At 41.0% G+C, this 16966-nt stretch carries 17 protein-coding genes and 1 tRNA gene; 8 read left to right on the top strand and 10 right to left on the bottom strand.

Going from position 1 to position 16966, the window contains the following annotated elements:
• Positions 1-99: 99 nt before the first annotated feature.
• Positions 100-822: an SIMPL domain-containing protein gene (locus HUW48_RS26155; RefSeq protein WP_182413735.1), complete on the bottom strand. Its 723-nt coding sequence runs from the start codon at positions 820-822 to the stop codon at positions 100-102.
• 270 nt (positions 823-1092) lie between these two features.
• Here HUW48_RS26155 and HUW48_RS26150 point away from each other — a divergent pair, with 270 nt between their 5' ends.
• Both HUW48_RS26150 and HUW48_RS26145 read left to right on the top strand, forming a co-directional pair.
• Positions 1093-2079 carry a hypothetical protein gene (locus tag HUW48_RS26150; protein ID WP_182413734.1) on the top strand — a complete coding sequence of 329 codons (987 nt, stop codon included), beginning with the start codon at positions 1093-1095 and terminating at the stop codon, positions 2077-2079.
• A gap of 305 nt (positions 2080-2384) precedes the next feature.
• A complete protein-coding gene (locus HUW48_RS26145; RefSeq protein ID WP_182413733.1) occupies positions 2385-2645 on the top strand; it encodes a hypothetical protein in 261 nt (86 codons plus the stop codon).
• Positions 2646-2722: 77 nt separating this feature from the next.
• Here the strand turns inward: HUW48_RS26145 and HUW48_RS26140 are convergent, their stop codons facing one another.
• From HUW48_RS26140 to HUW48_RS26130, 3 genes are all read right to left on the bottom strand, one after another.
• Positions 2723-2989, bottom strand: a complete 267-nt coding sequence (locus HUW48_RS26140; protein ID WP_182413732.1) for a hypothetical protein — start codon at positions 2987-2989, stop codon at positions 2723-2725.
• Positions 2990-3110: 121 nt separating this feature from the next.
• Positions 3111-6677: a BamA/TamA family outer membrane protein gene (locus HUW48_RS26135; protein WP_182413731.1), complete on the bottom strand. Its 3567-nt coding sequence runs from the start codon at positions 6675-6677 to the stop codon at positions 3111-3113.
• 395 nt (positions 6678-7072) lie between these two features.
• Positions 7073-7348 (bottom strand): hypothetical protein, encoded by a 276-nt coding sequence (locus HUW48_RS26130; RefSeq protein WP_182413730.1) that lies wholly within the window; start codon positions 7346-7348, stop codon positions 7073-7075.
• Between the two features lie 210 nt (positions 7349-7558).
• On the opposite strand from HUW48_RS26130, the gene HUW48_RS26125 reads away from it, so the two are divergent.
• Positions 7559-8752, top strand: coding sequence for a hypothetical protein (locus tag HUW48_RS26125; protein ID WP_182413729.1), 1194 nt, complete (start codon positions 7559-7561; stop codon positions 8750-8752).
• Positions 8753-8975: 223 nt separating this feature from the next.
• On the opposite strand, the gene HUW48_RS26120 is transcribed toward HUW48_RS26125, so the two are convergent.
• From HUW48_RS26120 to rpmH, 3 genes are read right to left on the bottom strand one after another with little or no spacing between them, the layout of a single operon-like run.
• Positions 8976-10661 (bottom strand): S41 family peptidase, encoded by a 1686-nt coding sequence (locus HUW48_RS26120; RefSeq protein ID WP_182413728.1) that lies wholly within the window; start codon positions 10659-10661, stop codon positions 8976-8978.
• 28 nt (positions 10662-10689) lie between these two features.
• On the bottom strand, positions 10690-11094 hold the full coding sequence (gene rnpA / locus HUW48_RS26115; RefSeq protein WP_182413727.1) for a ribonuclease P protein component: 405 nt from the start codon (positions 11092-11094) through the stop codon (positions 10690-10692).
• A gap of 38 nt (positions 11095-11132) precedes the next feature.
• Entirely contained in the window at positions 11133-11291 is a 159-nt protein-coding gene (gene rpmH, locus HUW48_RS26110; protein WP_007659000.1) for a 50S ribosomal protein L34, read from the bottom strand.
• Between the two features lie 183 nt (positions 11292-11474).
• On the opposite strand from rpmH, the gene HUW48_RS26105 reads away from it, so the two are divergent.
• Positions 11475-13193, top strand: coding sequence for a M61 family metallopeptidase (locus HUW48_RS26105; RefSeq protein ID WP_182413726.1), 1719 nt, complete (start codon positions 11475-11477; stop codon positions 13191-13193).
• Between the two features lie 407 nt (positions 13194-13600).
• Here the strand turns inward: HUW48_RS26105 and HUW48_RS26100 are convergent, their stop codons facing one another.
• The gene (locus HUW48_RS26100) at positions 13601-13879 is read right to left on the bottom strand and encodes a hypothetical protein (protein WP_182413725.1); all 279 of its coding nucleotides are present in this window, start codon (positions 13877-13879) and stop codon (positions 13601-13603) included.
• 98 nt (positions 13880-13977) lie between these two features.
• On the opposite strand from HUW48_RS26100, the gene HUW48_RS26095 reads away from it, so the two are divergent.
• From HUW48_RS26095 to HUW48_RS26080, 4 genes are all read left to right on the top strand, one after another.
• Complete coding sequence (locus tag HUW48_RS26095; protein ID WP_182413724.1) at positions 13978-14274, top strand: antibiotic biosynthesis monooxygenase family protein; 297 nt, start codon at positions 13978-13980, stop codon at positions 14272-14274.
• Positions 14271-14612, top strand: coding sequence for a cupin domain-containing protein (locus HUW48_RS26090; RefSeq protein ID WP_182413723.1), 342 nt, complete (start codon positions 14271-14273; stop codon positions 14610-14612). The genes HUW48_RS26095 and HUW48_RS26090 overlap by 4 nt, the downstream gene beginning before the upstream one ends.
• A gap of 73 nt (positions 14613-14685) precedes the next feature.
• Positions 14686-15135: a DMT family transporter gene (locus tag HUW48_RS26085; RefSeq protein WP_182413722.1), complete on the top strand. Its 450-nt coding sequence runs from the start codon at positions 14686-14688 to the stop codon at positions 15133-15135.
• A 107-nt stretch (positions 15136-15242) separates the two neighbouring features.
• On the top strand, positions 15243-15695 hold the full coding sequence (locus HUW48_RS26080; RefSeq protein ID WP_182413721.1) for a hypothetical protein: 453 nt from the start codon (positions 15243-15245) through the stop codon (positions 15693-15695).
• A 102-nt stretch (positions 15696-15797) separates the two neighbouring features.
• On the opposite strand, the gene HUW48_RS26075 is transcribed toward HUW48_RS26080, so the two are convergent.
• On the bottom strand, positions 15798-16712 hold the full coding sequence (locus tag HUW48_RS26075) for a PfkB family carbohydrate kinase (RefSeq protein WP_182413720.1): 915 nt from the start codon (positions 16710-16712) through the stop codon (positions 15798-15800).
• Between the two features lie 146 nt (positions 16713-16858).
• Positions 16859-16934 (bottom strand) — tRNA-His (locus HUW48_RS26070).
• Between the last annotated feature and the right edge of the window lie 32 nt (positions 16935-16966).

Here is a 16966-nt window from a genome sequence, read left to right as displayed (position 1 = left end):
CAGGCTGATTATTAAAAGATTAGTCTTATTTCATTTCTAAATAAAAATGCCCGGTTTAACTATGGCTAAACCGGGCATTTTTAACAAAAATTACTTATTCTATTCAATTAAAAAGCTAACATCAATAGTAGCAGATACTATAATCTGCCCTACTGAAATAGTAGGTCCACCGGCATCAAAAGCAGCCGATTCCATCATTTTATTAGCTTGCCGGCCGTAAGCAATAGGACCAGGATAATTGTTTCCTCCCTCATTTATGGAGTATACCCGGCCAACTTTGGCACCCAATTCGGCAGTTAAGGCAGTGGCTTTCTGGCGAGCCGCCTGAATAGCTAATTTTCGGGCTTGTTCGCGGTATTTTTGTAAATCCGATGTTCTAAAATCAATACCATCCACGCGGTTAGCTCCTGCTTTATAAATACCGGATAATAGCTCGTCGAAGGAGCCGATCTTTTTAACCAGTACATTAATGGTTTTAGTAGCCGTATATACATCCGGCGTAGCCTGGCCGAAATTACCTGAGTAAATGGGTTGCACACTCATGTAGGTTGTCTGTACATTTTTAGCATCTACGCCGCTTTTTTTAAGATAAGCCAAAATAGTAGCTACATTTTTATCATTTTGTCTTTTAGCTTCGTCTAAGGATTTATCCCGCGTTTCTACGGCCACCTGCAGGTTAATTTCATCGGGTTGCACTTTTACTTCGGCGTAGCCCGATACGTTTACTAAAGGAGGCAAGGCTGATGGGGTAGCCGGTACCTGGCCAAAACTTACCTGGCTCATAACAAATAAAGTAAGTAACGAAAAAAAGAAAGATTTCATAAGTTTTATCAATGTGGGTTGAATAATGATACTAATGTAGTATCGTAAGTACAAGTACCGTGCCCGCTCCTGAATTTATATGCGGACATAAAGTAGTACTACCATAAATCGAAGATTCCAATTAATTAAAAATAGTTGCAGGTGGTAAAAGTTTAAAATGCAGGCAGATATTAATCTATTGATATACAAACTCATAAAACAAAGCTATTCGCAAAGTTCCTTTCCACAAACAGGTATTTTGTATCTTTGTGGGCACGTTTTAAATACATAATGACCGATCTTACCCTTTATAACCCCTTCGATAAACTAGCTTTTACTGGAAATAACTGCTTTTTGTGCGGCCAATCTGTTACCCCAAAAGATACTATTCCGGTTTTCCCGGACTGGTTAATGGCTCAATATAATTTTGCTCATCAGGAGCTGTTGCTCTTAGATAAACAAATTGTTACGTACTCTCAATTAACGCTTCCATGCTGCTCGGTTTGTCGGCAAAATTATATCGATCCGCTAGAACAACAAGTGCAAGCTACTGCTGCTCAAGGCTTACCCGGTTGGCAAGAGCTAGACGATCAGGTAATTTTTAAATGGTTGGGTAAAATTTTTTATGGGTTACTAATCCGCGAAATTATAGCCGAACAAAACCCACTTATTACCCCTCAATACCCGCTTACCGAAGATGTGTACATGCTCGATAAGGTGCAATCGTTTTTTAAGGGGCTGCAATCTATTCGGGTACCCATGGTATTTTCAGATTTTATACCTTGCTCAGTTTTTAAAGTACCCCTTAAACCAGATGCACCCGGCGATTTACCTTTTGAATTTCGCGATGATTTGCACAGCATGGTAATTAGCCTGAAACTGGGCGATACTTTACTAATTTGTTGCTTACTGGATAACGGGATTATTAAAGAAGCTCTCGAACGATTGTGGCAACAATTAAAAGGCCATGCCTTATCCGCAAAACAGGCAGCCGAGTTTTCGGCGCAAGTGTATTATGCCGGCTACTTGTTAAACATAATCCCGGAATATTTTGTCCGGCCCGTTAAGCCCAATGATTCAACGCTGGTATTAGATACTTTAATCGACGACATCACGGCTTCGGTATTTAACCCTTGGTCTAGTTCGGCGTATGCCCAAATGTTCGAAGAAATGCTGAAGCGCTGGGGTATAACAGCCGACGAAATTTTGCGTAATCCTAATCAGCCGCTTAGCTTTCTTTTTGATAGCTCTGGCAATTTCCGGCAAGATGCAGATTAACTATCTGGTATCGTTCAAAACCGAAGGTATGCAGTACACCATACCGGTTAAGGCTAAATTTAGCGGTTAAGAAGAAAGTAGCAGGTGTAAAGATAATTTTTAATTAAAGAGCTTATTTGTTCCTTATTTTACAAAAGCTATAAAGATTAAGAAGAAATTTTTTAAAAAAGCCAGAAATAATTTTTGATTATAAAAATTTGTTTCTATCTTTTGTTAACTTACTTGGTAAATACCGTCGCTAACTGGTATAAGGTAATGGCCCGGCTGCAGCGGAACATTTAGGCATTTTTAATAGTTTTAGTTTTATGGTAAATTTAAACATTCCTCCCAAATATGTGGCATTATATGCCCACTGCATCGATGATTCCTTACCTAACTTCGAGCCGGATGAGTGGATTGAGGCGGGCCGGATCTATGCTGTTAAATGTTTTACCGAACCTTTAAATGTAAGCGAAGGGGTAGCTGTTACTATCTTAAACCGCGATGGTCAGGAAATACATCCGTCTGCCTCCCATTGGAGCTTTGCGTCGCATCGGTTTGAATTATTTTCTATCTATCTAAATTAGATGTTACTTTTTAGCTATAAACAAAAAGGCTGCCTCTAAGGCAGCCTTTTTTGTTTATAGCTTTTTAACTTAGCTTATTAATTTCCTGAATTATCATTTTCTTCGAGCTCTGCTTCTACGCGCTTCGCTACGAAAATAACACCTACCGCCAAGGCAGCTACCGCTAAAACCAATTGGGTAGTGCTTAGCTTACGGCTGGCTTTCATTAACAAATTACCGGCATCCTGCAGTAAATCAGGTAACCGTTCGGTGTTTCCTTGCTGAAAAACGTGCATTACGTTTTCAAATGTTTTCGACAAATCTTCCGGCTGTATTTTCAAATGCTCTAATTGTTGATCTTTCATGAGTTTTATGCGTTAATGTTTGTAATTTTTACTACTGTGTTACTTTTTTACAGGACCATTTGGCCATTAGCAAACTTTATACGCAAACCTCTTTAATTGGTGTCCATTCGGGCGCTACTTTCTAAAATAAAAATCCGGCACTAATTAAAGGCAACCGGTTTTCGTCCGAAATCATGTATCCTGCTGTGATTACAATTAAGTTTACCGGAGCAAACCAAAAACCGCCGCCGTAACCCCGGTGCCATTTATTTGATTTTTCTTTATCGTTCCAAACCCGGCCACCATCATGAAAAGCCATAATACCAGCCTCGCCCGGAAATAAATACGTTTGGAAACTGAATAGCCGGATACGTGCTTCCAGGTTATTGTAAAAACTGGTTCGACCAGAATAACGGGAACGCCGGAAGCCTCGCACATTATACAGTCCATCTAAGGTATTGGCCTGAAAAAATTCAAAATCGCCGAGCGTAGTACCTCCCCCAACCCGGCCGGCCAGAACAACTTTAAAGGGCAAATATACCGCCTGAAAAAAAGCCACTTGCGCATTTATGCGCGAATAATTAGTGGAAGTGCTGTTCGTGCCCAAATAGTTGGACATATCTGCCTGAAAATAAGCACCCCGGTTAGGCAAGGTTTTATTATCCCGGCTATCTAACACGTACGAAAGCAGCAAGCCCGCGTAACTCTTACCCGCAAATGGATCATTGGAACTTAAATCTTTCGGATTAAACTCTTCTAACTTACTGCCAGTCTTATGTTGTACTTGCACAAATTCGTAAGCCGGGCCAAACAAAACTTGCTGGTATTTGCCCCACTGGCGACCTAACAAAACATTAAAATGGTAACGCTCCGACCGGTAGCGGTAATAATCAATATCAAATTCTTGGTTGTAAACCGATTCGTTCGAGAGGCCAAAGAAGTTATCGCTAAAATTCCGGGTTTTTACGTCCAGGTTTAATGCTACATCAAAAATTCCTAAAGATTTAGTAAAATAGCCCGCATAATTAAACAAGAACGAATGAGTAGCCAAAGCATAGTTCGCCACAAAACGGTGCGAAGCGGCAAAGGGCTCTTTTCGGAAGCCTTGCTGAATGGCTAAAAAACCACCACCCAGGTAAAAGCCGTCGTCTTTGTTGTACTCAATAGACGCCAGCGGACCGAGGTAATTGTATTTGAAAGATTTACGATCGTACTCATTTATTTCTTCGTCGCGGTCAGAAGTTTCGTTTTTAGCTTCCGAAGCGAGCTGTAAATGGTTGCCGGTAGCTGTATCGTAAACTATGGTTTTTTTGAAGCCTTTTTTTACCTGGGAGTTATCCGTTATGCTATCCTCGCCTTCGCCTCCGATAATCCGGATTAGAATCCCTCTTTTTACCGAACCCATTAGCGTAAATTGATCGTTGTCACCGAGGCCATATAACCGTACTTCGTGCGTTTCCGAAGTTTTAAATACTCTTTCGTATATAACCTGCTCTTTTTGCCCGCTCTTACTTATTTTATGTACTCTTATTAAAGTGTGTTCGTCGTCCTGACGGGTAACTTCAAACAGCTCGGCTTTGTTAGAACCAATTACGTCCACTGCCCGCGCTAAAAATTTATAATAGTCCGTGGCATCTTTTACCAGCCTGGCTCGCCTGGCTTTTAGAATGCTCACAGCCGCTTCGCCGCGGATTTTGTAAATAGGAGCCGGCAATTTATTTAGCGCTGCTTGAATAATTTCGTCGGTGAGGCGTTGCTGCACATCGGCGGCTACGGTTTGCCAGTCTTCTAAAGCAAGTTCCGTTAAAAAAGTACGATCAAAATAACGGGCATTAAAATTAAAAGTAGTTACATCCCGAATGGCTTCGTCGAAACCCTGAATTTTTGGTAAAATCCACTTACGGCTGGCAATCTTCGGAATAATCCCCTGGTTCACGAAAAAAGTCATGTCGCGGTCGCGGGGAATGGGCTGGTAATACTTCCCTTTCCCGTTTTCATTTTCAAAACTGGCCCAGCGCCACTGATCTTCGTGGCGGTCCCAATCGCCAATAAAGAAATCGAACAGGCGGGCCCGTAACACTGCTTTCTGATCTACCTGGTCGTCGTTGTCTTCCAGAGTTTTTTCGAGTACTTTTTCGGTACTGTATACTTTTTTAGATCGGCCAAAATGCGGCGCCTGCGATTCGTCATCATCCGGACGTTCTTCAAACAAAGCAATAGTGTTTGCTAAGCCCGTGCGGAAATTACCCAGTCGTGGATCGTCGGGGATAAATACATATTTAGGATTCGTATGATACACTCCGGCTGCCTGAGCCAGTGTGGGCACTACAAGAGGCGCATAAGGGTGGGAAGCCGATATCTGATCTTTCACGATATCGGCCGCAATGGTTCGGCGCAAAGCTCGTGGAATAGCTTCGATGGGGTATTTTTCTACCGATCTTACTACATACTCTTTGCCATCTGCATCTACCAGGCGCAGCGAACGGGTCTGAAATCCGCCCCCACGTTGTACTACTTTTAGCCCGCCTTTTTCTCTGCTCACGTCAAAAACCGGCAAAGTAACAGGAGTTATCCATTCCGGTCGGTAATTCTTACCTAGTAACCATTGTTTAAATTTGCTCACCTGGTACAAACTGCTGGCATTTGCGGTTACCATACTATCGGCATAATCATGAACCGGCGTTGGTTTAATGTTTGCGTTTAGCTGCGCCAAAGTAGCTTTTTGCATTAATAACCGCCGGAAAGCCATTTTCCCTGCTAAATCAGTGTTAGATGCAGCAGTCCAGAATTCGAGCCAGGCTTCTCCGTTTTCATAAAAAAGAATTTTAGCAAAACCAGGTTGAGGATGAGTAAAAAGAGGGGCTATTTTTTGCTTTATTCTGCGGGTAAGTGATCCCACTCCTGTCCGGATGTAGTTTATACTATCTTGCCAGGCATACTCTAAAGCGGGGCTGCTATCTTCGGCGTAAATTAAGCCTGCATGCTGCCGGAAAATTTCGGCGTAACCTTTCTGAAAAGCCCGGTACGTAAAAGGCTTAATATCCTGGGCAATGTGTGAGGCTATTACAACTTGCTTTTGCGGATTACTTTTTAAAATATCATCTACTTCGGCCAGAGCAGCGGCGGCACTGTTTGCCGAACATCCTAAATCTTCGTTTATTTTAGGGCTACGGGGTAAAAACCATTTTGTATCCAGTAATACGAGTAAGAGATTTTCGTTAATTTCAATTAGCTCCGGCCCCGGGCAACCGCTTTCCGGCAAAAAAATACCTTCGTTTTGCAGGTATTCCCGAATAAATTGCTCCTGATTGCGCGCGTGTCGTTCGGCATTATTTTTATCTTTCTTTGACTCATGATCGCCGGGAATAATATGAACTTGGCCGGGATATCCTTTTAAGCTATTTAGCTGCGCTTTTAAGGCTTGCTCGGCCGCCATCCGTTGCGGATCATTAACCGGTGGTAATAAACGGGGATAAAATGTATTTCCTATAAACACCAGATTACTGGCTTTTCCGGCTGTTTGTAACTGTTTTTTTAGTAACTGAAGCTTTGATCCGGCACCAGTATCCGCTGGAGCACCTGTATTTCCCACTAAAAAAATAGTATGTACTACCTTTGAGTCATTTTGCTTTTCGCTGCTAACAGTTGCAGTATTTTGTGCCCAGCCAATATTCGGCAGAGCTAAAATCAGTATTATCAGTAAATACAACTTTGAAAAATTGGAGATCATAGCGCCGCTAATTTCCGCATAGCCTTTAATTTATTTAGTTGAGGAAGCGAAATAAACTAAAATGGTATTGAATTGAAATATGAGTTATTTAAAGAGATTATACCTAAAACCTTTACATACATTAACAAAATTGGTATGCATTTATTTAGGTAATAACCAGAAGATTTATCGACTAATTATAAGCTTTAAGTTTGAGGAGCATTTTCATTCTTTAATAGATTTTAACTGTAGAAGAATGCTTTTTACGAAATTTTAAAGAAATGTTTTTGCGCTACTGTCTTGTAACTGCTATTTATTACTAATTACTTACGAATAAATGTAAGTAAAATACTCTAAAAGCAAAAGCGCCGTACTTATACGGCGCTTTTTGTAAATTAAGCTACTTTAGAGCCGCCAGCCCCTTGTACCGCTTCTGAGATCATTCCAATAATTTTGTCTGAGCTAAACATCATACTAGCCGGGAAGCTCACATTTACATTATTGATATTTAAGGTTTGAGTAGCCGGATCGAAGGCGTACTGCGCTGAAACTCCTTGTTTTGATACCTTACCGGAATTACCTTCCAGGTCGATGCCAAAACCGGATAACTTTTGTTTTAAATTGTTGTAAACCGATTCGTTAATACCGGTGTATTGCGCGTTATTGGCCATAGTTATCTTAATTTTAAAGTTATACGATATAATATTAAGTATTTACAGTTTTAATTTTACTTCATCCGTAAAAAAACCATCTTTATTCTTTTCATAAGTTTACTTTCTTACATATTATCGGCTGGTGATTTTATCCGTTTTTATTTTTTATTCAATAACAGAACATTCCCAGGTGTTTCCGTTTAAAAAAGCGTCCAGCAACCTGAACGCATGAGTAAGCAAAGACGGTTAATTTTTATAGTACTGATATTAGGCTTGGTAAGTTTCTGGCTTCTGTTCCGGCAATACGCCCCGCCGCCGCTTCCTCCGGCTATTACTGTAAACCGCAGCGCCAACGGGTTACCCGATACTGTATTAGTAAGTGCCGGTCCTCAATACGCGCGTTCAGCATTCGGAAATTTTTTTCTGGGCAAACACAACCGAGCTATTTGGACCGTACCCGTAAAAGCTAAAGTACTGTATTTAGATAAAACGTTCGGCGGCTTAAAAATTGCCGAAGTTGGGGGTGGAATGCAAACGTTAAGCTTCACGCTTCTCGATTCTATCGGCCGTACATACGCGTTGCGTTCAGTAGATAAAGATCCCATATCGGTACTACCACCCTTCTGGCAAAAAACCAGTTTAGGCAATTTTGTTCGCGATCAAATTTCGGGAGCAAACCCATACGGAGCATTAGTAATACCGGTTCTAGCGCAAGCAGCAGGTATCTTCCACGCGCATCCACAACTACGGTACGTTCGTCCGAATGATTCTTTATTTGGCAATTACGCTCCCCGGGCAGGCGGGAAATTATTTTTGCTCGAAGAAAAGTATCAAGGCAATCCCCAGTTTTACCCCGGTTTAGAAGGTGCTACCACTATTATACCAACCCATACTTTGTTGCAAAAAGTAAAGACTACCAATCAGCGTATTGATGCGGATATGTACTTAAAATGCCGGCTTTTTGATTTTTTAATTGGCGATTGGGACCGGCATACTGGACAATGGATGTGGGCGGCTTACCCCACCGGATCAGAAATCCGGTATGTACCTATTCCCAAAGACCGGGACCAGGCTTTCTGTAACTACCGCGATGGCTTATTACCCTGGCTGGTTACGCGCCAATGGGCATTACCTAAATTTGGGCAATACTCCGCGAAACTAGATGATATTTCCAGTTTAATTATTAATTCTGTTCATTTAGATACACTTGTATTAGCTAAAATGCCAAAAGAAAAATTTACTAAAGTTGCAGCAGAGCTAAAGCAGAATTTAACGGATAGTGTAATCAACCAAGCCGTGCGGCAATTACCAGGCAGCGTACAACAATTAAGCGGAAATGAAATCAGGCAAAATCTGAAAGGCCGCCGGGAGCAATTACCTGAAGCGGCTCAGCGTTTTTACCAATTACTAACCCACCGCTAATATAAACTCGTCTCCAAGCATTTAACTTTCTAGGCAAGAACAAAAAAGCTACAATCCCTAAGAATACTTCTTTTTAATTCATTAGTAGTTTATTCTGGGCTTACGTTATTTTAAACGTTTGTAAGCTTTAGTAATAAGTAAAATTAAACAAAGAGGAGCAAGCTATCTCAGACAACTTGCTCCTCTTTTAACCTTTAAAAATTCTAAACAAGAGTTATTACTCTTACTTACCTTTCCGGACGGTAGTATTATTACCGGCTGAAGGACGGAGATAAGCGTTGTATTTGGGCGTATCACTTAGTAAGTTAATAGCCGCTACAATATCCTGATCATCGTCGAAAGTGGACTCAATCATGCCTTTTTGGAAATAATACCGTGATGCAATTTCTTGTTCCAGCAATTCACTAATCTCAGGTTTAAAACGAGTCAAATCATTCGCCTTATTCGTAGATATTTTCTTTTTGATAAGATCAATTTCCGCCTTTATATCTTCGAAGTGCTTATCATCTTTTGATTTTTTTACCAGCTCATCCATTGCCTTCTCCACGCTGGTAGAATACGAGATATCTTTATTGGCCAGAAAAGAAACAAATTTTTGATAATCGGCATCTGATAGATGGAAATCTTTCGCGTTAGCCAGAGTGGGATGTTCTACCCGGTATTTGGTAGCATAATCAAAAAAGTAACCTTTATTTGCCAGTGTTTTAGCAATTTGCGAATACTCTTTTTCAGTCACCTCTACATCGGGGCTTACGCCGCCCCCATCGTATACCACCCTGCCGCTGGTAGTTTTAAAAGCTACACGCAACGAATCCGGTATTTTACCTAAGCTGCCATCTTCATTGCGGTGCGAGTAATCAATAGCCTGAATACACCGGCCGCTTGGAATGTAATATTTAGCTGTGGTTACTTTTAACTGCGAATTGTATGTTAAGGGTCGGGTAGATTGTACCAATCCTTTACCAAAAGTACGCTCCCCTACCAGTACCGCGCGATCGTAATCCTGCAAAACACCCGAAACAATTTCAGCAGCCGAAGCACTACGTGAATTAGTAAGAACAGCTAACGGAATTTGCGTATCCAAAGGCTCATCGAGCGCTTTATACATTTTATTAAATTCCATTACTTTGCCTTTGGTACTTACAATATCGCGGCCACGTTCTACAAATAAGTTAGATATATTAATTGCCTCGTTTAATAACCCACCCGGGTTATCACGCAAGTCGATAATAAGCTTTTTGGCGCCTTGTTCTTTTAATTTAGTAACTGCATTCCGCACTTCGCGGCTTGCCTCCATCGTAAACCCGGAAAGCTGCAAATAACCAATATCGTTACTTACCATACCAAAGTAAGGCACATTATCAATCTGGATTTTAGCGCGGGTAATCTTTAAGGACAGCGGTTTATCGCTGCCATACCGTTTTACCTCCAGTTCTACCACTGAATTAGCTTGTCCTTTTAAAAGCTTGTTTACGTCTGAGGAGTTTTTCTTTTCAATATTAACCCCATCTATCTTTATAATTTCGTCGCCAGCTAATAAACCAGCTTTTTGGGCCGGATAGCCTTCGTAGGGCAATTGTACAATTGTTTTACCATCGCGCTTGCCTACATTGGCCCCAATACCACCGTACTGGCCCGTAGTCATGGTACGAAAATCTTCAATATCATCTTCCGGAATGTAATTGGTGTAGGGGTCTAATGATTTAAGCATGGCGTCGATGCCCGTCTTAACCATTTTAGTCGGCGTCACCTCGTCTACGTAATACGTATTTACCTCTTTAAAAAGAGTTGCAAAAATATCCAGGTTTTTGGCGATTTCGAAGTACCGCCCATTATCATCGGATGTGAAGGAAGCCAGGAAACCAACTGTTGCACATACCAGCAGGCCTGCGGTAAATTTTTTAACCATAATAATTCAGATTTGTAAACGGATGCGCCTATTCGTTTAAGGAACGTTGTAAACCTGAAATTAGTTTTTTTTGAATAACTTTAAAAGGCTTTTTTTCTTTACCAATATACAGAATGCCAAGTAATTGAAGGGGGTTGAGTTCCGTTGGAAACAGAATGGCTTTGTTGAGGCGATAGGCTTCGCGAATTTGCCGCTTAATTCGGTTACGATCTACTGCTTTTTTGAAATTTCGCTTCGGCACCGAAACAAGTATTTGCGGGGCAATAGCAACTGGAGAAGCTGCTTTTATATAGACAAACCGCAAAGGGTACAAATTAAAAGAAGAACCCTCGCGAAAAAGCTGCTCGATCAGCTTTTTACTACGCAAACGTTCTTCTTTTTTTAAATTATAAGAGTTGTTTCTTTCGGCGGGATTCTCAGACGCCGCGTTCATGCACGTATGCCTTTACCAGACGCTAACGTCCAGTAAAATTAAGCTTTGTGTCTTCTTTCGTCTGAAACGGTCAGTTTTTTACGACCTTTTGCTCTTCTGCTAGCAAGCACTCTTCTACCGTTAGCCGTTTCCATTCTGGAACGGAATCCGTGCTTGTTTCTTCTTTTTCTTTGAGAAGGTTGGAATGTTCTTTTCATCTTAAAACAAAGCTTTTTATTTGGCCTGCAAAATTAGGAAGCTTTTCGTAAATTACAAACATTGCCCACAATTATTTACTTTTATTAAAGTCCGAAATCAGGAGAATTGCAAACGCGGAACTACACCGAATTTAGTTATTTATTTAGAATTTACGTATTTCGAATGCTGCAAGTAGTTTTCCTATGATTCACTATTATATTTCCTTTTCTAATCCGCTTACATTTTTCCTGCAAATCCGAATGGTTATTCCTCTCCAGAATACTACCGAAATAGCACTGCAACTACCGGCCTGGCGTCCGGGCCGGTACGAACTGCAAAACTTTGCGCAAAAAATTCAGCAGTTTAAAGTAATGGATAACCTGCAGCAACCAGTAAACTATCGTAAAATAACCAAAGACTGCTGGCGTATCTATCCGGTTAATCTAACCGAGATAGAAGTACAATACAATTTTTACGCGCACCAACTCGATGCAGGTGGTTCCTGGCTCGACGAAACACAACTTTACGTAAATCCAATAAATTGCCTGATGAGCGTAATAGCCCGGGAAGAACAACCTTGCCAACTCCATTTAAGCATACCGAATGATTGGCAAGTGGCCTGTGGTTTAAAACAAGTAGATAAAACAACTTTAGAAGCCGCTAATTACGACGAATTGGTAGATTGTCCCCTAATCGCCAGCCCTAGCCTGCAACACCAGTCGTACCAGGTACATGACATTCCATTTCACATATGGTTTCAGGGCAATTGCCGGCCAGGATGGAACCGGATACTCCCAGATTTTCAACGATTCACGGAAGAGCAACTCGCCTTATTTCAGGATTTTCCGGTAACCGAATACCATTTTCTAAATGAGATTTTACCGTACCGGTTTTACCATGGCGTAGAGCATGGCAACTCCACCACTATTACTTTGGGCCCCGGCGAGTTGCTGATGAGCCGGGACTTGTATAAAGAATTATTGGGAGTAAGCTGTCACGAATTGTTTCATACCTGGAACATTAAACAAATCCGGCCGGCCGAAATGATGCCCTACGATTATAGCCGCGAAAATTACTTCCGGACGGGCTACGTGGCCGAAGGCGTTACTACTTACTACGGCGATTATTTACTGGCTCGTTGCTGTATTTTCTCAGCGGAACAATATTTCGCTGAGCTTAACGAAGTGTTACGCAAGCATTTCGATGATTTTGGGCAATACCATTTATCGGTAGCCGATTCCTCTTTTGAATTATGGCTGGATGGCTACAAACCTGGTATCCCCGACCGGAAAGTATCTATTTACCACAAAGGCTGTATAGCCGCTTTATTATTAGATTTAGAAATCCGGCGAATTACTAGTAATCAGAAATCTTTAGACGATGTAATGCGGCGGTTGTGGCAGGAATTTGGGAAACCAAAAATGGGCTACACGGAACAAGATTATCAACGTTTGACCGAAGAGGTTGCCGGACAATCGCTTCAAAATTATTTTGATGAAATTATTTATGGTACGGTACCCGTACACGAACCTTTAAACGAAGCGTTGAACTATGTAGGTTGCTTTTTGTGGAAAGAATCCAATGCTGGAGTTAACGAAGCGCAATTTGGTTTTAAAACCACTTTAAATAACAGCAGTTTACTGGTAAGTTACATTGAGCCAAATAGCCCCGCCGCCCAGGTACTTTCTACAGAAGATGAATTAATTGCAGTAAACGGCCGCCGGATAGAAGGTAATTTAGCCGTCCTCTTGCAGAATGAACCCGCTTATGAAGTAACCCTGTTCCGCAACAAATTTTTACGTACCGTTACGCTAACTGCTGATGGCCAACAACATTTAGCAAAGTATACCATTCAAAAACTTCCGATTGCTACGCCAGAACAGCAGCATAATTTTAAACTTTGGTTGAAACAGGAGTTCTAGATAATTGATATTAGAAGCTGGAGGTTAGATTAATTTGAACTTTTTAAGACGTAGTTTAAGGTTTTCTTAATTATTTCCATGGAGCCTTTACAAGTCGCCATTTAGTGTTGCTGATGTAATGCAACATTCTAAGTTTACCTCGTGGCCGGCGAACCTTGGCTCACTGCGTTGCGCCATGCTACTTTGCAGCATCGGAAGGCTAAAAGGCCCTCCATAGCCAAACTGGTATCAATTATTCTTTGCTACTAATTTTACCACAGAGAGGAATTAGCAAATTTAAATTCATTTGGCTTATTTTATTCTGGTGTTAGCTAGTAAGTATCTTGGATTAAAAAAAAACGGAGCTGTTTTATCAGCTCCGTTTTTTTTTGATTCTAAAATCTAATGTCTATTGTCTAACATCTAAATTATCTGCCTTGGTTATCGCTTGGGTTGCTGCGAGGGCGGTTTAACTGGTTATGATGATCGTCGTTATCGCCCTGCACGTGATCGCGGTTTTTGTTACCTTCCCGTGACACCTGATTCTGATCGGCATTCATTACCTGAGTATCACCGTTCGATAAGGCACTCTTCTTAGTCATATCTTCGTTATCATCGATAATTTCACCGCTTTTATTTAAAATCTGCTTATTGGGGTCATCAAAAACGTTATCTGGTATATTCGTTAATTTCTGTTTACCTTTCATGATATCCTCCTTATTTTTAATCTGAGTAAATATTTAGAATATGGATATACGGAAGCCCCGCATAAAAGTATATTTATGCACCATTAAAATCTGATTTTATGATTCTGGAAGTTGCGCTACTGGATGTTATTCCCGGACAAACCACCGCGTTTGAAGAAGCTTTTATCCGAGCTCAAAAAATAATAAGTCAAATGCCGGGTTACATTTCCCATGAACTGCAACGCTGCCTGGAAAAAGAAAACCGGTACGTATTGCTCGTAAAATGGCAAACCCTGGAAGATCATACTGTTGGCTTTCGGCAATCAGCAGAATACCAGGAATGGAAAAAATTACTGCATCACTTTTACGACCCCTTCCCAACGGTTGAACATTTTCAAAAAGTAAATTTAGCATGATCAAAAACCTGGCAAACGCCGAACATTATAGCTGGGGCAATAATTGCGAAGGCTGGCACTTAGTAAAAACGCCGCAATTAAGTATTATTCAGGAACGCATGCCGGCTGGTGCCGCGGAGAAAATACATTATCACCGGGTGGCACAGCAGTTTTTTTACATTATCTCGGGTACGGCCACTTTTCTGGTGAATGGCGCAATGTATACCGTTCAAGCGCAAAATGGCCTACATATTTTACCCGGCCAGCACCACCAAATTTTAAACCACACCACTAACGATTTACTTTTCACGGTTACGTCGCAGCCAACAAGTCACGGCGACCGTTTAGAATTAGAATAAATTTATACCTGAATTTTAACAATTTAGCTTCTGAAAAGCTATTAAATTTGTGGCTCTTACCTGTGCTTACAATATGCCAAAAGAAATTTACTACGTCATTGCTTTTATTGCCGGATCTGGAATAGCAGTACAATCGGGGGCTAATGCCCAACTTCGGCTGCTGGTAAATAACCCTTTAGTAACTGCCTTAATTTCTTTTTTAGTGGGAGCGGTTGCTTTAGTTATTTTAGTAATTGCTACTGCCTCTAAGGAGTTACCCTCGGGGCAGGTCTTAACGCACATTGCCTGGTGGAAATGGTTAGGTGGTATTATGGGGGCTTTTTATATTGTGTCGGTGGTTATTACAGCACCCAAAATTGGAGCGGCCAATACTTTGGGCTTTGTGATGGCCGGTCAGTTATTATTTGCCGTTTTGTTTGATCATTTTGGTTGGCTGGGATTTCAAACTCACCCAGTTAGTCCACTGCGGATTTTAGGAGTCGCCTTGCTGTTGCTGGGGATTTATCTTATTCAAAAATATTAAGTTAGTAGTAATTTGCCCGTTATAAGTTCTACGTTTAACTTCAATAACAACTTTATAGCTCATAAACCTATCCAACCCAAGCTAGCATCCAGGGCTAATAAATCATAATGGATTTTACTTTCACCAAATTAAGCTGGAAAAATGCTCTTCTATCCTTAATACCATTCGTACCTATTTGCACAGGTATTTTTGCTGCTTTTTTGCAGGATTCGTTATCTAATCATTTAGGCAACTGCGAAGCAGGTGTATTGATAACCATCCGGGTGCTGTTTTTTCTTATTTTAATTACGGCATCTGTCATATTTTACAAAGTTCATCAGTGGCATGTAGCATTACCTAATCTTTATTTTAAAAACAGGTACCGCATCTTTTCCTTTATTATTTACACTTTCCTGAATGGATTTATTTTCTTTGTAAAGATAGGCCCCGAGACCTCTTGTCGTTCAGACGGCCAAACAGGTTTGTATTTCTATATTTCCGGATTTTTTGCTTCTGTTTTTATTTTAGTTTTAGGATTTCTTATTGATGGCTGCCGTTATATCTTTTTTGAAAAAGACTGACCGTAAAAAATAAAGCCATTGCTTTTAGGTAAAAGCAATGGCTTTAAAATAGATAATGTATTTACTTATTTAGTAAGTTGATTTCTGGACTTACTACTTTACTTAAATTACAAACGAGGCCAGGCTTACAAATTGTTGTACCCGATCCTGTACTTCGGCCTCCGTTAAACCAATAATCCGTTCCGGTCCAAACTTCTCTACGCAAAACGAAGCCAAAGCAGAACCATGAATAACAGCCCGCTTCATGTTTTCGAATGAATAATCATGCGTTTTTGCCAAATAGCCAATAAAACCACCCGCAAAAGTATCACCCGCTCCGGTTGGGTCAAACACTTCTTCTAACGGTAAGGCCGGCGCAAAGAACACCTGATCCTGGTGAAATAATAAGGCGCCATGTTCTCCTTTTTTAATAATCAGAAATTTCGGGCCCATTGCCATAATTTTCTTGGCGGCTTTTCTTAACGAATAATCACCGGATAACTGGCGCGCCTCTTCGTCGTTAATGCTTAGAACATCTACTAAAGCAATGGTTTGCATCAAATCATCCAGGGCAATGTTCATCCAGAAGTTCATGGTATCCAATACAATGAGTTTCGGGCGATTGCGCAAACGTTCGATTACCTGGCGTTGTACCTGGGGAGCCAGATTGCCCAACATTAAATATGAGCAGTCCTGGTAACTTTCGGGAACAACCGGGTCAAAATCGCCGAGTACGTTTAATTCGGTAATCAACGTTTCGCGACTGTTCATGTCGTTAAAGTAGCGGCCTTTCCAAAAAAACGATTTTTCGTTTTCTTTTATCTGCAAACCTTCAGTATTAACGCCATGTTCCTCGAGCATAGCAATATCCGATTTCAAAAAATCGCCCCCTACTACCGACACCAGATTTATTGGCTTCACAAAATTAGAAGCAGCTAAAGCAATAAACATTCCGGCTCCGCCTAATATTTTATCTGTTTTTCCGAAAGGGGTTTCCAGCGCATCAAAAGCAACCGAACCTACAACAAGTAAACTCATCTAGTTAAATTAGAAATTATAGATAAGCCGAAAGCCGGAATATTTTCAGCCAATCGACTTTTTAAGTGCGGCAAATATAAGCGTTTGCTTTTTTAAATCAGGAAAAGGTAAAACAAAAAAGCCTCTGCAAATGCAGAGGCTTTTTAGGGTGGGAGACGGGGCTCGAACCCGCGACCCCCAGAATCACAATCTGGTGCTCTAACCGACTGAGCTACAACCACCGTTTTTTATTGGTTGCAAATGTAAGGCGGTTT

The organism is Adhaeribacter radiodurans (genome assembly GCF_014075995.1).
Taxonomy (GTDB): domain Bacteria; phylum Bacteroidota; class Bacteroidia; order Cytophagales; family Hymenobacteraceae; genus Adhaeribacter; species Adhaeribacter radiodurans.
The sequence above is the reverse complement of the archived record's forward strand: the minus strand, read 5'-3'. Positions and strand labels throughout refer to the sequence as shown.

Coding starts and splice junctions, on each gene's coding strand:
- HUW48_RS26155 (WP_182413735.1), bottom strand. CDS start 822: ATGAAATCTTTCTTTTTTTCGTTACTTACTTTATTTGTTATGAGCCAG.
- HUW48_RS26150 (WP_182413734.1), top strand. CDS start 1,093: ATGACCGATCTTACCCTTTATAACCCCTTCGATAAACTAGCTTTTACT.
- HUW48_RS26145 (WP_182413733.1), top strand. CDS start 2,385: ATGGTAAATTTAAACATTCCTCCCAAATATGTGGCATTATATGCCCAC.
- HUW48_RS26140 (WP_182413732.1), bottom strand. CDS start 2,989: ATGAAAGATCAACAATTAGAGCATTTGAAAATACAGCCGGAAGATTTG.
- HUW48_RS26130 (WP_182413730.1), bottom strand. CDS start 7,348: ATGGCCAATAACGCGCAATACACCGGTATTAACGAATCGGTTTACAAC.
- HUW48_RS26125 (WP_182413729.1), top strand. CDS start 7,559: ATGAGTAAGCAAAGACGGTTAATTTTTATAGTACTGATATTAGGCTTG.
- HUW48_RS26120 (WP_182413728.1), bottom strand. CDS start 10,661: ATGGTTAAAAAATTTACCGCAGGCCTGCTGGTATGTGCAACAGTTGGT.
- rnpA (WP_182413727.1), bottom strand. CDS start 11,094: ATGAACGCGGCGTCTGAGAATCCCGCCGAAAGAAACAACTCTTATAAT.
- rpmH (WP_007659000.1), bottom strand. CDS start 11,291: ATGAAAAGAACATTCCAACCTTCTCAAAGAAAAAGAAGAAACAAGCAC.
- HUW48_RS26105 (WP_182413726.1), top strand. CDS start 11,475: ATGATTCACTATTATATTTCCTTTTCTAATCCGCTTACATTTTTCCTG.
- HUW48_RS26100 (WP_182413725.1), bottom strand. CDS start 13,879: ATGAAAGGTAAACAGAAATTAACGAATATACCAGATAACGTTTTTGAT.
- HUW48_RS26095 (WP_182413724.1), top strand. CDS start 13,978: ATGATTCTGGAAGTTGCGCTACTGGATGTTATTCCCGGACAAACCACC.
- HUW48_RS26090 (WP_182413723.1), top strand. CDS start 14,271: ATGATCAAAAACCTGGCAAACGCCGAACATTATAGCTGGGGCAATAAT.
- HUW48_RS26085 (WP_182413722.1), top strand. CDS start 14,686: ATGCCAAAAGAAATTTACTACGTCATTGCTTTTATTGCCGGATCTGGA.
- HUW48_RS26080 (WP_182413721.1), top strand. CDS start 15,243: ATGGATTTTACTTTCACCAAATTAAGCTGGAAAAATGCTCTTCTATCC.
- HUW48_RS26075 (WP_182413720.1), bottom strand. CDS start 16,712: ATGAGTTTACTTGTTGTAGGTTCGGTTGCTTTTGATGCGCTGGAAACC.